We start from the raw sequence: 18557 nt of genomic DNA, 5'->3' as shown, positions 1-18557 counted from the left end.
TAGGTTGAGATCGAGATTATCTCTCGACCCCTTTCCCCAAATAATTATCATAGTTTTTCTTATACTTATATAGCCTATCCTGCTCCTGGCGTGATTGACTGAGTTTCTCAATGAGAGACTCTTTTTTTGTATGAAGTTTTTCAAGGTCTTCATAAATTTGCTTGGTAGTGGGTAGAATATTAGAGTCTTGGAAACTTTCAGCAACTGCCTTTTTATAAAGCATAAGTTGAGGGTTATATTCATTAATGAAAGCTTTATCTTCAGGGTGTGCCTTAGCATATTTATGGATTTCTTTATATTGTTCTATAGTATAGCGGTTCTCCATAATCTTCTTTTTTACTTCTATAAGTTTTTCTATTTCTTTATTTTCTGTAAGAAGATTTTGAACTTCAGTAGCTTTTTCATGGATAGCTTTTTCTAGCTGTTCTCGTGTTTTAAAACCTTCATTTCTAACCTGGTTTATAGTATCTGCCATGGTAGACAGATTGTGCTTTGTTGCCCAATATTTATATCCAGGAGAGCTTTTAGCTTTATCATTGGCACTTATATCAATGACATTATCTAAAGGCTTAAAAGGAGCTTTAGGACGCTTGTTCTTCATATCAACTTCTTCTAGGATACGTTTTTTTAATCTTTTCTCAGTATAATCTTCCCCTATCCTCATTGCCCTTGTAAAACGCTGTTGCCCATCTATTTTTTTGAAAGCAATATGTTTTCCATGTTTAATTTCATAGCCATATTGCTCCATAAGATGGAGAAAGTCCTCCCAATCCTTAGCTTTTTTAATAGCTCTGTCTATATCGAATTGGAGTTTGCTTTTCCATGAAGCTCCCTTTTTATCTTCTTGATATTCCCTATAGGATTTACCCCTGGTCTTATATTTCTTCTTATATTTTTCGTAATATTCATCTATAACAATTAGGTTGTTTTCCTTGCATAACTTGTCGCTTTGGTATCTTATTTTATGGTAACTTCGCTTGTTAGATTGATAGCATTTTCCTGTCTTCCAATTAACATTATTAAAAATAATATGGTTGTGAATGTGGTTACGATCTACATGGGTGGCTAGTACATATTCATATTCACCATTTAAAACTTCTTTGGCTAAGGCAATCCCTATCTCATGTGCTTTATCAGGACTTACTTCTCCAGGAACAAAACTTTGTATTAAATGCCGAGCTAAAACTGTCCCTCTAGTATCATTGGTTTCCCTAGTATTCATGAACTGTAAATGGGCAGTTGCAGGAGAGCAACCATCTGAACTTATTAATATTTGTTTATCAGTTTTATCATCACTTGTAATATAATCAATAGCAAGATTAAGGGTGGATTTGATAGGGTGGATCTTTGTAATAGCCATATCAATCAGACCTATTCATATATTTCCTTGTTAGGATATTTTGAATTTTTATTATTTCTCTTGATATATCATCATTTTCTTTTTTTAGATCCTCAATATCTTCTCTATAGATTATTCCTGTACTATTTACCCTCTTTGCAATTTGATTAAGATTATTAGAGTTTTTTCCTATAAGAGTTTGTAGCCTTCTAAAAACATTCATATCAATTACAAATATAGGGGCTTCAAGAACACTTTTCCTTATAAAATGTCCCATAGATTTTGACTTGCTCATCTCAAGTTTCTTGTTAAAAAGGTCTTTCTCCTCATCAGTAACCATTACATGAATATCATTTTTTCTAAGTCTATTTGCCATACGAATTCTCCTTTTCTTTTTCATTTACAACAGGGTATTAGGGGTGACCCCTAAATCATTCCGATAGGAACAAGTAGAAAATTGGATAAAAAAGAAGCGAGCCTAGAGGGGTCCGCTTCATCAATTTTCTCGTAAGTGTGTCTACACTTACTGTGCTTGCTATTAAAGTTTTTTAAAAGCAGGCATTAAGCCAAGTATTTGATTTATATATCTATATTACCGCACTATGTGGCTAATGTCAGCGTAAAATATAAAATTATATATAAGATTCCTTAATATATACTTCTAGTTGCTACTACTTAATTACATTGTAAAAGGGAAAAAGAAAATGTATAATGATATTAACAATGTTGTCGGCAAGGTTATTATAAGAGGGGTGAGCAATATGAATGATGTTAATGAATTATTAAATGAAGCTATTAAGGAAACGGCAAATTTAAAAGAAGAAGAAATATTTTTAGTAAAAGAGTTGTTTAAAGGCTATGAGTGGAACAGAATACCACGAAGTGAAAGAATATTACTTGGAACATTATTTCTACACCATATTAATAAGGGAACTACAAGCATTAAGGCTATTCAAAAAACAACTTCTGGACAACAAAAATATCAGATAACAAAATCAAAAGGGGTTTAAATCCTATGGATAAATATAATTTTCAAAAACTTACTCCAATAAATGATGTAGAATTAAATATTTATGATCATGCCTTAGACTTTATTTTTAAAAATGATGATGTTAAAAACATTGCTATTTCGGGTGCATATAGTGCTGGAAAGAGTAGTGTTCTTGAAACATATAAAAAGAAACATAGTAATATTAAGTTTTTACATATTTCCCTTGCACATTTTAAGTCACCAATGGAAAAAGAAGATGAAGAAGCAGAAATAAAAGAATCTGTTTTAGAGGGTAAGATCCTTAATCAACTGATTCATCAAATTAATTCTGATAAAATTCCTCAAACGAATTTTAAGATTAAAAGACAACTCGACAATAAAAAAATTATTCAAAATGTAGTTCTAATAATGATTACTATTGTTATGATATTGCATCTGACAATGTTTAATTCTTGGCAAGCTTTTGTAAATAGCATTTCTATTAATTGGTTTATCTGGCTTAAAAATATACTGTTACTAACAGCCTATAGTGAAACACGAATTTTTAGCGGAACTATCCTTTTTATACTGTTTGGTGTTATTTGGGGTAAAATTATAAAAATCCAAAAAAATAAAAATATCTTAAAGAAAATCAGTCTACAAGGTAACGAAATAGAAATTTTTGAAGAAAATGAGGACTCCTATTTTGATAAATATTTAAATGAAGTCTTATATCTTTTTGAAAATTCGGATGCAGATGTCATAGTTTTTGAAGATATGGATAGATATAATGTAAACCAAATATTTCAAAGGTTGAGGGAGGTCAATACTCTTGTAAATAATCAATTAAAAAAGGAAAATAAAAATCCTCTAAGATTTTTTTATCTTTTGCGTGATGATATATTCATTTCTAAGGATAGAACGAAATTTTTTGATTATATAATGCCAGTTGTCCCTGTTATTGATAGTTCTAACTCATACGATCAGTTCATTGCACATTTTAAGGCAGGGGGGATTTTTGAATTATTTAAACAGAATTTTTTGCAAGATGTTTCTTTGTATGTTGATGATATGCGTATACTCAAAAATATTTATAACGAGTTTGTGGTCTATAATAACAGAATCAATACTACGGAACAAGATTATAATAAACTTCTGGCTCTCATAATTTATAAAAATATCTTCCCAAGAGATTTTAGTGACTTGCAATTAAATAAAGGATTTATATATACCCTTTTCGCAAAAAAAGAAGGGTTTATTAGCGATGAAAAAAATAATATAAATAAAAAGATAGATACCTTAAATGAAAAAATTGATAAAGCTCAAAAAGAAATTTTGTGTTCTGATGAAGAGCTTTCTATGGTATACAGTAAAAAGATTGAAGAACTTGGATATTATCGGCATAAAGAAAAAGAAATATTAAACGAGGAATGGGATGAACGTAAGGAAGCTGTTAAAAATAAGGAAGTAGAAAATATCGAAAGAATCAAGCAGGATATTTTTAATCTTCAGGAAGAGCTAGAGATGCTTAAAAATAAAAAGTTATGCAATATTATCTCACGAAACAACATTGATAATATTTTTAAAACTACATATATAAATGAAATAGGGGTGGAAAGAGATTTTAATGAGATAAAGGAAACCCCTTATTTTGATTTAATTAAATATCTTATCCGCAACGGTTATATTGATGAGAGTTATGCAGATTACATGACCTATTTCTATGAAAATAGCTTAAGTCGTATTGATAAAACATTTTTAAGAAGTGTTAGCGATAAAAAGGCGAAAGAATATACATATGAACTAAAAAGTCCTCGAATGGTAATTGATAGATTGAGTGATGTGAGTTTTGATGAGGAAGAAATTCTTAATTTTGATTTATTTTGTTTTCTGCTGACAACTCCTGAATATGATATGCAACTTCATAGGTTTTTGCTGCAGTTAAAGAATACGAAGAATTTCAAATTTATTCAAGGCTTTTTTATTTCCGAAAGAGAAATCCAGCAATTAGTATTTAAACTCAATAATCAATGGCAAAATTTCTTTTCTGAAATTTTAAGCAATGGTGTTTTTACTGAATCTCAAGTTAAGTTATATTCCATATATACACTTTATTACTCTCAAGATATTATAAATATGGTAAACAATGAAAAATCCCTAACCGACTATATCTCTGATAATTCTAATTACTTGGATATTGAAAATCCTAATATTGATAAACTTATAAAAGGATTTAAGCTAATTAATATATGTTTCAAATCAATTAATTATGACATAGCAAATAAAGACTTATTTATAGCAGTTTATGAAAACAGATTATACCAAATCACTTTCGGGCATATTACTTTGATGCTCAAAACCTTCTATGGTATAGAAGAAAGTGAAGATTTCAATCATAAAAACTATACATTGATTTTATCATTGCCAGAATCGCCATTGGCACAATATATTAATGGAAATATTAATTACTATATAGAAATAATAATTAATCATTGTGAAGGAAGTATTGTAGACGATGAATCGGTTGTGTTATCTATGTTAAATAATGATGAGATTACTCTTGAAAATAAACTTGAATATATTAAAGTTCTAAAAACACCAATAACTTTACTCGAAAAAGTTTCAGATAAGGATACTTGGTCATTATTACTTCAAAATAACCTAGTCGTATATTCGGAGAATAATATTCTCGAATATTTCTTTAATAGTGAAAAAAACTTAGACGACATTTTAGTTGAATTTGTAAATAGCCAAGATAATCATTTGGATTTTTCTGATTCAATCAATGATTTTGGTAAAGATGCTTCATCTAGTTTTTTCAAGGTTGCAATTGTATGTAACGATTTAAACAATGAAAAATATAGAGAAATAATGAGGTCGCTTAGGCGATATTATGATTCATTCAAAACCGAGGGGATTTCAAATGAGAAAATAGATATTCTAATTGATTTAGAAACCATAAGAATGTCACAAGACTCTTTGTTATTTATTAGGGATGAATATCCAACCAATACACTTCACTTTATAAAAAAGAATATTGATTCATATGTGAATGATGTTATCTCTGGGGAGACCTTTGATTTTAATGAAATGGTAGATGTGCTTTCTTTAGATACTAGCGATGAAAATAAAATTAATCTTCTTAAATTTACAGATGAAGCTATATCAATTATAGATACTGATTACTCTAATACGGTAAAGATTTATATACTTAACAATAATTTGGAAGAAAATGATATACCTAAACTGCTTACTGCGTATTTACATGAGAATAGTCCTATGAAAATAGAAATTGAAAATCTAACAGTTCGACAAAAACAAGTGATTTTCTCTGAATCATATCCATTTTCTATGCAGTTATTTGAAAAACTACTCGCAGATACAAGGCTTACTTATGAAGATAAAGTGGAATTTTTCATTATTATTCTTCCGACTTTTGACAAAAGACAAGCAATCATTTATCTAGATAAATTGAATTTGAAGGATTATGTAAGATTGTTTGATTTGGGTCGACCCAAATTTGTAGTTAACAATGTCAATGAACGGATATTAGAAATTTTCAAGGATAAAAATTGGATAACGAAATACGAAGTTGATAAAGATGACTCAGGGTATTATCGTGCTTTTGGTAGAAGGTTACAAGATGAACTTCCTAATGAACTTCTATAACATATATTGATTAGGTTAGAACCACATATCTACTTTAACTGCGTCCCTATTGGGACGCAGTTTTTTGATTGTATGCCCAGTATGGGCAACAACTTGGTTGTGAAAGTCCACTACGGGCTTGGTAGTAGGAACCGTTAGCTAAGAGCAAGGGTGTCCACGGCGACGTGGAATCTGAAGGAAACTGGAAGCAAAATCCCGAACCGACGAACAGAAATCACATCAGGCTGATTTAGAGTGGACGAGTTTACGATACAAAACAAAGTCCAATACTACCCGAACTATACACAGTAAATGTGACGGTTACATGGGATGAAGGTTGTTGTTCTTACCTGGGGTGTGGGAGGTCGGTAAATAAATTAATTATTTATCTCTTACCCGATTACCTAGACTTAGATCCATAAGGCTATTTATCCATCGGATTAGGATTTCCATAGCCAGACAAACTTCTAAAAAACTATTTTTATAAATCCTTATAAATTCCTTATAATTACCTTGTATACTTTAATTATAGATTAAATATAAGATTAATTTAGGAGGTAAGGGAATGTCAGATTATATTTTAGAAGTAAAGGGATTAACTAAAAAATTTAGGAGTCAAGTAGCTGTTAATAATGTTTCTATATCAATTAGGAAGAATTCTGTATATGGACTACTTGGACCAAATGGTGCTGGAAAGTCAACCATATTAAAAATGATTACAGGGATAATGAAACCATCCTCTGGAGAAATATTATTTGAAGACCATCTGTGGACAAGAAAGGACTTAAAAGATATAGGAGCATTAATTGAAGAACCAGCAATTTATCCAAATTTAACTGCAAGAGAAAACTTGAAGGCTGCCTCTACTCTTTATGGACTGCCAAAGGAGAGAGTAGAAGAAGTACTTGACATTATAGGTCTTAGGCAGGCTGAAAAAAAGAAAGTAAGGAATTTTTCCATGGGGATGAAACAAAGATTAGGACTTGGAATGGCTATTATAAATAATCCCAAACTGCTTATTCTGGATGAGCCTACTAATGGACTTGATCCAATAGGAATAGAAGAATTAAGGGAATTAATTCGTTCATTTCCTGCCATGGGAATTACAGTGATTTTATCTAGCCATATTTTATCAGAAGTAGCACAAGTGGCTGATAAGGTGGGAATCATATCCAATGGTATTATTGGCTATGACGGAGAGTTAAGCAAGGAAGATGATCTTGAATATTTGTTTAAAGAAATTATAAAAAGAAACAGGGGTGAAAATTAATGATTGATATAGTAAAATCAGAATTCTTAAAAAACAAAAGAACATCAACAAATAAATTTATCCTAATAACACCATTTTTTTCTCTTATATTATCTGCCTTATGGGGAGGAGGTCAAAATGGTGCATATAACTGGTGGTATGCTATGTTCCTTCCAGGAATGTTAGCTCTTATATCTGCCCAAACAATTACAAAGGAGAAAAACCTTTCCTATAAGGGGATGCTTTTGTATCCTCAAAGTAAAGAGAGGATATGGATAGGAAAGATACTATACATTAGTATTTTGTTAGTATTTACCAACTTGATATTTATGTTAGGAGCAGAGGTATTTGCTTTAATATGTGGCTCTACTATTCCTTTAAGAGCAAATATATTAGGAACTATTGTATTAATTTTTACATTTTTATTTAATATTCCTATCATTATGTTTTTAACTGCTAAGTTCAACATTTTCCTTGCTGTTATTTTTAATCTAGGAATGACAATTTTCGGAATTATAAGCTATGGATCTGGAATAAATTTAATTTTAAAGATCTTACCTTATGGGACATCATCCGCTCTAATGGTTCCAATTTTAGGTATTCTACCAAATGGCCTTCCAGCTCCAGAAATCAACTCAATGCCAAATAGAACTGGGGTATTAGGCAGTACTTTAATCAGTATTATTATCTTTCTGATATTGGCTATTCTTACTACAATATGGTTCGGAAAAAAAGAGGTGAATTAAATGATAGAATTTAAAAAGCTTATAAAAGCTGATATAATAAAATTTAAATCTACCCAAATTCCATGGATGCACCTGTATATCCCTATATTAGGGTTAATCATATTTTTAAGCTATTATTCTTATACACCTTGGACTAGTTTTAGCAAGATATCAGCTTATTTACAAGTTTTAAGCATAACATTTCCAATGTTAATAGGAATAATCACTTCAATAGTAGCAGAGCAAGAATATATAGCAGGGGGCTTTAAAAATATTTTAATTGCTTCAGAGACAAAGAATTTAAGTATAATGAGTAAATTTACCTTATGTTTATTATTTGGAAGTTTAAGTACTATATTGGCAGTTGTTGGTTTTTATATAGGTTATTCTTTTATAGATAGTAATATCTATCCTATTTATATAAACCTGGCTATTGTGGCAATTCTAATAGGGTCCAATATATTCTTATATATACTACATTTATTTTTAAGTTTTAGATTTTCTAAGGCAGTTTCTATTGGAGTGGGTATTGCTGAATCTCTTGTAGCAGCCTTATTTTTAACAGGAATGGGGGATGGCAGATGGCCTTTTCTTCCAAGTTCATGGAGTATTAGGTTTACTTCATCATTGCTTATGAAGTATCAAAGTGCTGAAGACATATTGCTAGACCAAGATTTAAAACTAGGAATTATTATATCTATAGTTTTAACTTTTATATCATTTGTAATTATGTTAGTATGGTTTAAAAACTGGGAAGGAAATAGAACCGAAGAGTAGGGGGTATTAAATGGCCAATATTTTAGTAGTGGATGATGATAAAGCTATTCTAGATTTGATTGAAAACATATTAAGTAAAAGCAATCATTTTATTAAAAAAATAGATAAACCCGAAAAGGTTCTTTCTGAAGATTTAAGTTTCTATCATTTAATAATTCTAGATGTAATGATGCCTGAAATTGATGGATTTAGCTTATGTTCTAAGATAAGGATACAGGTAGATTCACCTATTTTATTTCTTACAGCAAAATCAGACGAAGCAGATATAATTAGGGGGCTAGGATTAGGTGCAGATGATTACTTAACTAAACCCTTTGGAGTTCAGGAACTTCGTGCAAGGGTAGATGCCCATATTAGAAGAGAAGAAAGGGAAAAGATAAACTATATAAATATAGGTGATGTTAAATTCTTGCTATCAAGTAAAGAATGTTTCGTATTAGATAATAGGGTATCTCTAACTAAAAGTGAATATGAAATAAGTGAGTATTTAGCCCTTAATAGAGGTCAAGTTTTTTCAAGGGAACAAATTTTTGAATCCGTTTTTGGCTTTGAAAAGGAAAGCAATTTAAATGTAATAGCTGAGCATATAAAAAACATTAGAGCCAAGTTTATACAATTTAGCATAGAACCAATCAAGACAGTTTGGGGAGTAGGTTACAAATGGGATTAAGAAGAAGTAAAAGCAAAAGTCTTCGTACAATATTTATAAAATATATTTTATATCTTGGAGTATTTATTACAACCCTAATGTTAGTGAATTATTTAGTATTTGGGATAGCTTCAATTGGAGTATACCCAGCAAATTATTCTGAAAGAATAATTCAAAAAAACTATGATGAACTAAAAAATTCACCTAAGGTAAATATGGATTTATTGACACCAATGTGTAATTTTGGGGTCTATTCAGAAGCAGGAGATTTTTTATATGGTAATTTTTCTGTTAAATATATAGATGATAGTTGGGATAACTATAGGAAGGGGAAAAATACAATTGGACTATCAGACTATATTATTAGTATTGAGAGGGAAGAAGAAGTATTGATTATTAGCTATCCTTTAAGTATGCAGTTTACAAATGATGGATTGAGAAAAACTTTGCCTAATGCAGAATTAACAATTATATTTTCATTTTTGTTTCAATTATTTATATTGATTATTCTATGGTCGAATAGATTAGCTAAAAGGATAAATAGCGAGTTAAGAAATCTCTTGAATACTGTAGAGAAAATAGAAGAACATAATTTAGACTTTGATGTAGGTGTAAGTAATATAGGGGAGATAAATCTGGTTCTTCAAGGTATTGATATGATGAAGAATTCTTTAAAGACTGCTTTAGAAGAACAGTGGAATTTTGAACAGAAAAAGAAAGAACAAATATCTGCTCTCGCCCATGATGTAAGGGCGCCCCTTACTATAGTAAAGGGAAATGTAGGTTTACTAAAGGAAACTGATGTCACAGATGAACAGAAAAATTACTGTAACTATATTGAAAAAAGCAGTAATCAGATGGAAGAATATTTACAAAGATTATTATCAATAACTAAAGAAGAAATAGGCAATAGTGAGTTAGACAATATCATTAATATTAGAAAGTTTATACTTTCACTAAAAGACCAAGGGGAAGCTTTAGGAAAGATAAAAGATATTAGTATTATATGTAATATAGAGATTGATAAAGGTTTACATTTAAAGGGAAATGAAATTGAATTGGAACGTTCATTTATGAACATTATAACAAATGCAGTTAACTTTTCCCCAAACAACTCAACTATTACCATTAATGCTAATATAAAAAATCGCAATTTAATTATTGAGGTAAAGGATCAGGGAAAAGGATTTTCTGAAAAGATACTAAAGCACGGAAAAGAACAATTTTTTATGGAAGATGAAAGCAGAACAGAATCTGGGCATCATGGATTAGGTTTATATATTACAAATAATATTATTAAAAACTATAATGGGGAGCTTATATTATCCAATGACAAAAATGGAGGTGGGGTGGTTCAGGTTATAATACCACTAGTGAGAGGATAGAGTAAATAAACTAACCAGAGATTATTTTTATTCTTTACACAAATTAAACGACTACTATTAGGAAAAATTATTTCTACAGTAGTCGCTTTTTTCTGCCTAATTTTATTAAATTTCCTCAAGCTTACTTATTCGGTATCTCCATACAGGGAGTGTAATTAGTCCAAAAATCATATACTTTAAGAAAAGATTTAACATATGATTCTGTGATAGAACAACATCCCCATTAAAGGTAAAGTCAGTAATAAATATCTGAATTACAGGACTTAGTAGCCCAATGGCAAAGGGAACTGCAATAGACACACCTATAAATGCTATGAATAGATTAAGTGCATTGCTAATTATAGGGAAGGTATCGTTGATAAAAAAATTAAAAGTCCATATATAAGTATTGCAAGGATTCCAACACCTGTATTAAGAAGATATTGCAATTTACCACCAACAAGTTTTACTGATATATTGGGATGAAAAAAATATATTGAATAAAAAATACAATAAAAAAATCAACTCCAAAAGCCAAGGTCTTAAAAGAAAACAAGGTAATATTTTTATAAAGCTTTACAAAAAGAATGGATATGATTAAACATATTCCTATAAATAATCCTATAGGCATATTGACTTCCTAAAATTAATATTTATATTTTCTGTGCCATCTTACAAATAAATTATACCACTTAGCTAGGGCAGGCTGCCAGACCTAGATTTAAAATATTATTAAGTTTATTTTTCTAAAAAAGATTCTGAGTCTTACTTGACAAATAAAATAAAATTAAGTATTATAAAATGTAGTATTAATCAAAGGAGTTTTATCATATGAGGCATAATATTTTTAAATAACTATTAATAAAATAGAACAAGTACGTTTTCCATGCAAAAGGATATTTGTATGGCTTATTAATTGTACTTTTATTTAGAAATATTCTCATAACAATAAATTTATATTTTTATGTATTATATAGCATTGATTAGACTGTAGATGTAACACCTTGATGTTATATCTAATTGTGTATGTTATATTTACTTTAAGTAATTATATAAAAATAAGTTCCCCTGTGAAGAGAGTATTTTATCACAGGGGATTTTTTATATAATTATGGAGGTATAAAATGAAAATTATTAATATAGGAATATTGGCACATGTTGATGCAGGTAAAACAACTGTTACAGAAGGTTTATTATATAAAAGTGGGGCAATTAATAAAATTGGAAGGGTCGATAATGCTACAACGATAACGGATTCGATGGAACTTGAAAGAGATAGGGGGATAACTATACGGGCGTCTACAGTTTCATTTAATTATAATGATACAAAGGTGAATATCATAGATACACCTGGGCACATGGATTTCATAGCTGAAGTTGAACGAACTCTGAAAGTGTTAGATGGAGCTATTTTAGTAATTTCAGCAAAAGAAGGAATTCAAGTTCAAACTAAAGTGATTTTTAATACTTTAGTGAAATTAAATATACCAACACTTATATTTGTGAATAAAATAGATCGAAAGGGAGTATGTTTGGATGAGATATATGCCCAAATACAGGAGAAATTAACTTCTAATCTTGCAATAATGCAATCAGTTAGAATAAAAGATAAAGATGATTTTGAATTGACAAATATAAAGGATGATAAAGTAATTCAAAATCAAATATCCGAAAAATTGTTAGATATAAATAATGAGTTGGCAGAAAAATATATAAATGGAGATGTCATTACAGGAAAAGAATATAATGATGTATTTTTGGATGAGGTTAATAATTGCAATCTTTATCCTGTATTTCATGGTTCGGCTTTAAAAAATATTGGAATTGACGAGCTATTATTTGCTATTACAAACTATCTTCCTACTAATAGTTATAATACTGAAGACCTTTTATCAGCATATGTTTATAAGATTGATAGGGATGAAAAATCCCGAAAGATGACTTTTTTAAGAATATTTAGAGGTAGTATAAAAATACGTCAGGAAACTTTTATAAATGGTGGAGAAGAAGTTTTCAAGGTAAGAAACTTAGGATCAATTATAAATGGTGAAATTGTTAAGATGGATCAGGTTGGTAGTGGAGATATTGCCATCATTTTCAATGCTAATTCCTTGAAGATAGGAGATTATATTGGACATAAATATGATGAGGCGTTGGATACGGGGATAGCTCAACCATTATTAAGAGCCTCTATTAAGCCTTGTGATTTAAGTGAAAGAAGTAAACTGATAGAAGCGTTGTTTGAATTAACTGAAGAAGATCCATTTCTAGATTGTGAAATTAATGGAGATACTGGAGAAATCATATTGAAGCTATTTGGAAATATTCAAATGGAAGTAATAGAATCACTACTTAAAAGCAGATACAAAATAGATGCTAGATTTGGTGAACTGAAAACAATATATAAAGAACGACCTAAAAGAAACTCCAAAGCAGTAATCCATATAGAAGTTCCACCAAATCCTTATTGGGCATCTGTTGGATTGTCTATAGAACCACTACCAATAGGATTAGGATTATCGTATGAGACCACTGTGTCATATGGATATCTGAATAATTCATTTCAATATGCAGTAAGAGAAGCTGTAGAAAATGCTTGTAAAGAAGGACTTTATGGCTGGGAGATTACAGACTTAAAGGTAACTTTTGACTACGGATTATACTATAGTCCAGTAAGTACCCCCTCTGACTTTAGAAATTTAACACCATATGTATTTTGGGAAGCTCTTCGAAAAGCAGGAACTGAAATATTAGAACCTTATTTAAAATATACAGTTCAAGTTCCAAATGATTTCTGCGGAAGAGTTATGAGTGATCTCAGGAAGATGAGGGCTTCTATTGAAGATATAATAGGCAAGGGAGAAGAGACAACTTTAAGTGGAAGGATACCTGTTGATACATCGAAATCCTATCAGGCAGAATTACTTTCTTATTCAAATGGAAAGGGTATATTTATTACTGAGCCTTATGGGTATGATATATATAATGCTGAGCCGATAATTAATGATATTGTGAACGACAATAACGATAGTAACAAGGAAGGGTTAAGATATTTATTTCAGAAACAGGATAAAAATTGAGGCCTAGATATAAAATTTGAAATAGAATCGAGAAATCCTAGCTTAAAAATAGTTGGTGAGGATGCATACCTGTATCAATTAGAAAACTTGAATGGTAGTACATTACTAAAAAAATGAAATTGGTGATTTTCACTTCTGTATGATGGGAAAAATATAATTAAGATGACAGATTTAAAACGAGTATTTGAATCAATTGAATTTTATGAAGTAAAGACATATATTCAAAGTGGAAATGTTCTATTCAAATCAAATGAAGCGGGGGAATCCCTAAACGAAAATCATAAATCCTGTTTTATTAGTAAGTAAAAACGATGTTGTTTTAGTTGACTGTGGTTACCCTAATTTCTTATCCTTATTAGAAGATGAAATGAGATCAAAAGGAATAGACGCAGATTCATTGACAAAAGTACTGATTACACATCATGATGATGACCATATGGGGGCCATATATGAAATTAAAGAAAGACATCCACATATTAAGGTAGTTTCAAGTGAAATAGAGAGTAAGTATATTTCTGGGAAAGATAAATCTCTTAGATTGCTGCAAGCAGAGGAATTATTAAAAATAATGCCAAAAGAACAGCAACAATTTGGAATTGATTTCTGTGAAACATTAAGAAAAGTTAAACCTGTCAATGTAGATATAATAGTTAAAGATGGAGATAGTTTGGATTGGGCAGGAGGATGTCAGGTTATCTCCACTCCAGGTCATATTTCATTATTTTTAACAGAGACTAATTCCATTGTAACAGGTGATGCGGCAGTTGTAGAAAATGGTGAATTAGTAATTGCAAATCCGCAATTTGCACTTGACCTGAATATGGCTCAAGATTCGTTGAAAAAAATTATTTCAATGAATGCAGATAATTATTATTGCTTCACGGAGGAAGATTAGTTAGGTTCACAAAAGCAAGTAAATACAAATAATTTAAAGAGCATAGATGGCACAATGTCAAAGAATGCAATTACTGTAGTAACTGGAGTTACAGAATCGAGAAAGTTATCATATATGGGTATTGATTTTAGGCAAAAGTACGCAGATGGTATTTTTATTGACCTAAAAAAGATATATACAAGTGTTAGATAAACAGTTTTTAGTTATATAGGGATATTATATTAATAGTGAATTAGAAAGTCTTGATTTATAAAAGGGATTTATTAGATTTCTATAAAATGAGAATTAACCTTTTAAATAACTTTGAGTTTATTGGGGAAAGTATATAATATTATTATTAATTAAGCAATAATGAGTACCTTACAAATGTTATATAAATTGAGATAATTATAAATACTAAAATGACGAAGTTTAGGTCAAGAAAGAAGACCTTAAACTTCGTCATTTTATGTCTAATTTATTAAAGCTCTTCAAGCTTACTTATTCGGTATCTCCATACAGGGAGTGCAATTAGCCCAAAGACCATATACTTCAAGAAAAGACTTAACATATGATTCTGTGATAGAACAATATCTCCATTAAAAGTAAAACCATGAATAAATATTTGGATTACAGGACTCAGTAGTCCAATTGCAAAAGGGACGGCAACAGACACCCCTACAAATGCTATGAATAGGTTAAGAGCATTGCTAATCGTAGGGAAGGTATCGTTGATAAATAAAATTAAAAGTCCATACATAAGTATTGCAAGGATTCCAACACCTGCATTAAGAAGATATTGCAATTTACCATCAACAAGTTTTACTGATACATTGGGATGGAAGAAGTATATTGAGTAAAAAAATATAACAAAGAAATCAACTCCAAAAGCCAAGGTCTTAAAAGAAAATAAAGTAATATTTTTATAAAGTTTTACAAAGAGAATGGTTATGGTTAAACATATTCCTATAAATAATCCTATAAGCATATTGACCTCCTAAAATTGATATTTGTATTTCCTGTATCATCTTATAAATAAATTATACCACTTACTTGGGGCTGGCTGCCAGACCTAAATTTCAAATATTATAAAGTTTAATTTTTCCAAAAGAACTATTGCAATAATTTGGATTTAATATTATAATAGTAATCACCAACAAAGTGTTGGCGATTAGAAAGGGGGTAGAAAATGAGAACCAAAAGTCCCAAAAGAATGGAAGAAATAATTGACTATGTAAATCAATATACAAATCACTATAGGACTTCTCCTTCTACCAGAGAAATTGCAAAAGCTGTAAAAACTGATAATGGTACTGTATATCGTTATCTTGTGGAAATGAATGAAAAAGGTATGCTTGAATACAATGGCAAAGAAATTATTACACCAACAATTAAAAAGATGGAAACCGACATGATACAAGCGGCTGTCTTAGGATCTGTATCTTGTGGACTTCCCCTTTTGGAAGAAGAGCATATAGAAAGCTATGTATCTTTACCTGCAAAGTTTTTTGATAAGGGCGATTATTTTATCCTTAGAGCCAATGGAGATTCCATGATAGAGGCTGGGATAGAAGATGGTGACCTAGTAGTTATAAGAAAACAAGAAGAAGCTAATGAGGGTCAAATAGTTGTTGCTTTACTGGAAGATGGAACTACTACATTAAAAAGATTATATCTTGACCAAGGCAAAAAGTGTGTAAGACTTAAGCCAGAAAATAAGAATATGAAAGATATAGTGACAGCAAATTGTTCTATCCAAGGAATAGCTGTAAAAATTATGAAAGACCTAGTATAATTTCTAGGGTCAAAAATTGTTTAAAGGTTAGGGGTTGGTATTGGCCAGCCTCTAATAACAAACTTAGAAAAGAAGGATTAATGATGAGGAAAAAAATGATAGCCTTCTGTGGTACTTGGGTGTTAGATTAGTAAGTCATCTGTAGTTTTCTTTCCCCAATCCACTTAGAAGGCAATAAGAAAAGAAGGATTGCAGATGAAGAAAAAAAAGAAAAAATTTATTATAGTATGCCCATACTGTGGCAAGGAATTATGTAAAAGTGGTTTTACAAGTAGTTTTAGTGACATGGAAATCAAATGCTCTAGGTGTGGAGCAAATTTAGAAGTAGAAATTACAAATGGAATAATTACTTATCATCCAGATAAGAGATTATCCATGGTAGCTGAATGTTCAGCTGATTATGAAGATATAAAATAAGATACTTAAGTGAGTTTCTGTGCAATTTATATTTTGGCTATTGGACTAGGCTAGAACCTTTAGGAATAGGAATATAAATTAAAAATCTATAGGAGACTGAATTCGGCTAAAACCGTCAAGAGTTACATAGATAAAATATTTAATCTAGAATCAGAATCTAGATTGTAAAAAAGTTCTCCCTTAAATATTTTAGGCAAAATTGAATAGCTGAGATTTATACAGAGGTGTTGGACTGGGCTAGAACCCTTAGAAACAACAGTTATAAATCAAGAGTTTGTTGACTGGTCTGAACTGGACAAGAATCCTTAAGAGCCACGCAAAACGGAAGTTTTTATCTGAAAAGATAAATCTGTTTTGTGTGGCTCTTTTTTTGTACCCAAAATACTTTCGTTAATGCGCCGGCTCTGAAATTAAAAGAAAGAGCAGGTGCATATGAAAAGACGTTGGGAAACCTATATTGCTAGGTATCCATGATCTCCAATTTTAAAAATTCATTTTGATTTTAAAATTGGGGGGTTATGGAAAATGAAAGAAAATAAAAAAAATTATTATATATTCCTTGGAGATAGCAAGGTGGATGTATCTGAAAAAGTATATAAGGGATATTGGCAAGAAACCAATAGGGAGAATTATCTTAATAGGCTAGACAAGGAGAATAAATTAGGTTATTTCTCTGAGTTTATATCAGATAGAGCAGATAGGAGCATGGAAGAGAGGCTAATAGATAAAGCCGTTGACCTAGAGAAATTAGTAGCAGTGAAAATGCAAATAGAAGCACTTAATAAAGCCTTGGATAAATTAAGCCCAGAAGAAAGGGAAATTATTCAGGCTCTTTTTTTTGATGAGATACCCCAAAGGGAACTGGCGAAAACACTTAATATTAGCCAAGGGGCAGTCTTTAGGAGGAAAGAAAAAACCCTAGAGAAGTTAAAGGTCTTTTTAGAAGATTGGGGTGAAAAATAAAATCTTTTTTAAAAAAGCGAATCAAGAGGGTGGTTTTTTCACTGTTATATATAAGGGGCAAATACAGCCCCTTATATAAGAATAAAAAATTATATATTTTTGAACTTTGACAACTTAATAGACCAGGACAGGACATTATCCGTTTAAGGAGCCAGTATGAAACTACGTCATGACCATTCTGCTAAAGGTGACTTTGGTTTAAATGAATACCTACATAACGCTAAATGTATGGGATATAAGGATGAGAGCGAGAAATAGTTTGCTACAAAAAAGTATTGGCAAAACTTTTTGCAAAAATCTAGATGGTGATAATGATACTTCTATACGTTGTTGCTTCCCACCGAGAAAAGGGGAGAGGTGAAATTCCTATGAGCTGCCAAAGCACCTGTCAATGTCATAAAACTTAAAATAAAATATTAAGAAAGAAGAGGTAATTAAATGGAAAATATTAATAAGAAAAACCAAAACTCTTCTTCTGTTAATTATGGATATAAAGATGAACAATCAATGGGAGCGTATTTGGATCAAAAATTACAAGAGATTCCAGAAGATAAAAAGAATGTTTTTATAGAAGTAGGAAATGTTGTTGTTAATTGTTGTATAGGAAATACAAGGGTTAGCATGGATGATTTTGTATCAGATTTATGTAAGTTAGAATTAAGGATTTAAGGGCTGACAGATATATATAAGTGCGGTAAGATAAAAAT

The 18557-nt window shown here is 30.4% G+C and carries 17 protein-coding genes; 14 read left to right on the top strand and 3 right to left on the bottom strand.

The features are described 5' to 3' along the window. Positions 1-16 precede the first annotated feature (16 nt). Together B096_RS0104380 and B096_RS0104375 are read right to left on the bottom strand one after the other, a co-directional pair. Entirely contained in the window at positions 17-1360 is a 1344-nt protein-coding gene (locus tag B096_RS0104380) for a relaxase/mobilization nuclease domain-containing protein (RefSeq protein WP_018579543.1), read from the bottom strand. A 1-nt stretch (position 1361) separates the two neighbouring features. After that, a complete protein-coding gene (locus B096_RS0104375) occupies positions 1362-1715 on the bottom strand; it encodes a plasmid mobilization protein (protein ID WP_018579542.1) in 354 nt (117 codons plus the stop codon). 328 nt (positions 1716-2043) lie between these two features. Between B096_RS0104375 and B096_RS0104370 the strand changes: the two genes are divergently transcribed. The 10 genes from B096_RS0104370 (at position 2044) to B096_RS09540 (ending at position 14696) form a co-directional block, all read left to right on the top strand. Continuing rightward, on the top strand, positions 2044-2349 hold the full coding sequence (locus B096_RS0104370; protein ID WP_018579541.1) for a single-stranded DNA-binding protein: 306 nt from the start codon (positions 2044-2046) through the stop codon (positions 2347-2349). Positions 2350-2354: 5 nt separating this feature from the next. Beyond that, positions 2355-5978, top strand: coding sequence for a YobI family P-loop NTPase (locus B096_RS0104365; RefSeq protein WP_018579540.1), 3624 nt, complete (start codon positions 2355-2357; stop codon positions 5976-5978). A gap of 544 nt (positions 5979-6522) precedes the next feature. After that, on the top strand, positions 6523-7227 hold the full coding sequence (locus B096_RS0104360) for a lantibiotic protection ABC transporter ATP-binding protein (protein ID WP_018579539.1): 705 nt from the start codon (positions 6523-6525) through the stop codon (positions 7225-7227). Beyond that, positions 7227-7952: a lantibiotic immunity ABC transporter MutE/EpiE family permease subunit gene (locus B096_RS0104355; protein WP_018579538.1), complete on the top strand. Its 726-nt coding sequence runs from the start codon at positions 7227-7229 to the stop codon at positions 7950-7952. The genes B096_RS0104360 and B096_RS0104355 overlap by 1 nt, the downstream gene beginning before the upstream one ends. Next, positions 7953-8708 (top strand): lantibiotic immunity ABC transporter MutG family permease subunit, encoded by a 756-nt coding sequence (locus B096_RS0104350; RefSeq protein ID WP_018579537.1) that lies wholly within the window; start codon positions 7953-7955, stop codon positions 8706-8708. Positions 8709-8718: 10 nt separating this feature from the next. Next, positions 8719-9378 carry a response regulator transcription factor gene (locus B096_RS0104345; protein WP_018579536.1) on the top strand — a complete coding sequence of 220 codons (660 nt, stop codon included), beginning with the start codon at positions 8719-8721 and terminating at the stop codon, positions 9376-9378. Further along, the gene (locus B096_RS0104340) at positions 9369-10742 is read left to right on the top strand and encodes a sensor histidine kinase (RefSeq protein WP_018579535.1); all 1374 of its coding nucleotides are present in this window, start codon (positions 9369-9371) and stop codon (positions 10740-10742) included. The genes B096_RS0104345 and B096_RS0104340 overlap by 10 nt, the downstream gene beginning before the upstream one ends. A 1103-nt stretch (positions 10743-11845) precedes the next feature. Further along, positions 11846-13801 (top strand): tetracycline resistance ribosomal protection protein, encoded by a 1956-nt coding sequence (gene tet, locus B096_RS0104330; RefSeq protein WP_018579533.1) that lies wholly within the window; start codon positions 11846-11848, stop codon positions 13799-13801. Between the two features lie 135 nt (positions 13802-13936). Beyond that, entirely contained in the window at positions 13937-14107 is a 171-nt protein-coding gene (locus tag B096_RS10055; RefSeq protein WP_341853110.1) for a DUF1697 domain-containing protein, read from the top strand. Beyond that, complete coding sequence (locus tag B096_RS09540; RefSeq protein WP_051076755.1) at positions 14079-14696, top strand: MBL fold metallo-hydrolase; 618 nt, start codon at positions 14079-14081, stop codon at positions 14694-14696. Before B096_RS10055 ends, B096_RS09540 begins: the two co-directional genes overlap by 29 nt. A 460-nt stretch (positions 14697-15156) precedes the next feature. Here B096_RS09540 and B096_RS0104315 read toward each other — a convergent pair whose 3' ends face one another. Then, positions 15157-15663 (bottom strand): hypothetical protein, encoded by a 507-nt coding sequence (locus B096_RS0104315; RefSeq protein ID WP_018579531.1) that lies wholly within the window; start codon positions 15661-15663, stop codon positions 15157-15159. Positions 15664-15888: 225 nt separating this feature from the next. On the opposite strand from B096_RS0104315, the gene lexA reads away from it, so the two are divergent. From lexA to B096_RS0104290, 4 genes are all read left to right on the top strand, one after another. Then, positions 15889-16470 carry a transcriptional repressor LexA gene (gene lexA, locus B096_RS0104310; protein WP_244264570.1) on the top strand — a complete coding sequence of 194 codons (582 nt, stop codon included), beginning with the start codon at positions 15889-15891 and terminating at the stop codon, positions 16468-16470. A gap of 195 nt (positions 16471-16665) precedes the next feature. Beyond that, positions 16666-16887 (top strand): hypothetical protein, encoded by a 222-nt coding sequence (locus B096_RS0104305; protein WP_018579529.1) that lies wholly within the window; start codon positions 16666-16668, stop codon positions 16885-16887. A gap of 525 nt (positions 16888-17412) precedes the next feature. Continuing rightward, positions 17413-17850 carry a sigma-70 family RNA polymerase sigma factor gene (locus B096_RS0104300; protein ID WP_018579528.1) on the top strand — a complete coding sequence of 146 codons (438 nt, stop codon included), beginning with the start codon at positions 17413-17415 and terminating at the stop codon, positions 17848-17850. Positions 17851-18288: 438 nt separating this feature from the next. Next, complete coding sequence (locus B096_RS0104290) at positions 18289-18519, top strand: hypothetical protein (protein WP_018579526.1); 231 nt, start codon at positions 18289-18291, stop codon at positions 18517-18519. Positions 18520-18557: the final 38 nt, after the last annotated feature.

It is taken from the genome of Erysipelothrix tonsillarum DSM 14972, assembly GCF_000373785.1.
Classification (GTDB): domain Bacteria; phylum Bacillota_I; class Bacilli_A; order Erysipelotrichales; family Erysipelotrichaceae; genus Erysipelothrix; species Erysipelothrix tonsillarum.
The sequence above is the reverse complement of the archived record's forward strand: the minus strand, read 5'-3'. Positions and strand labels throughout refer to the sequence as shown.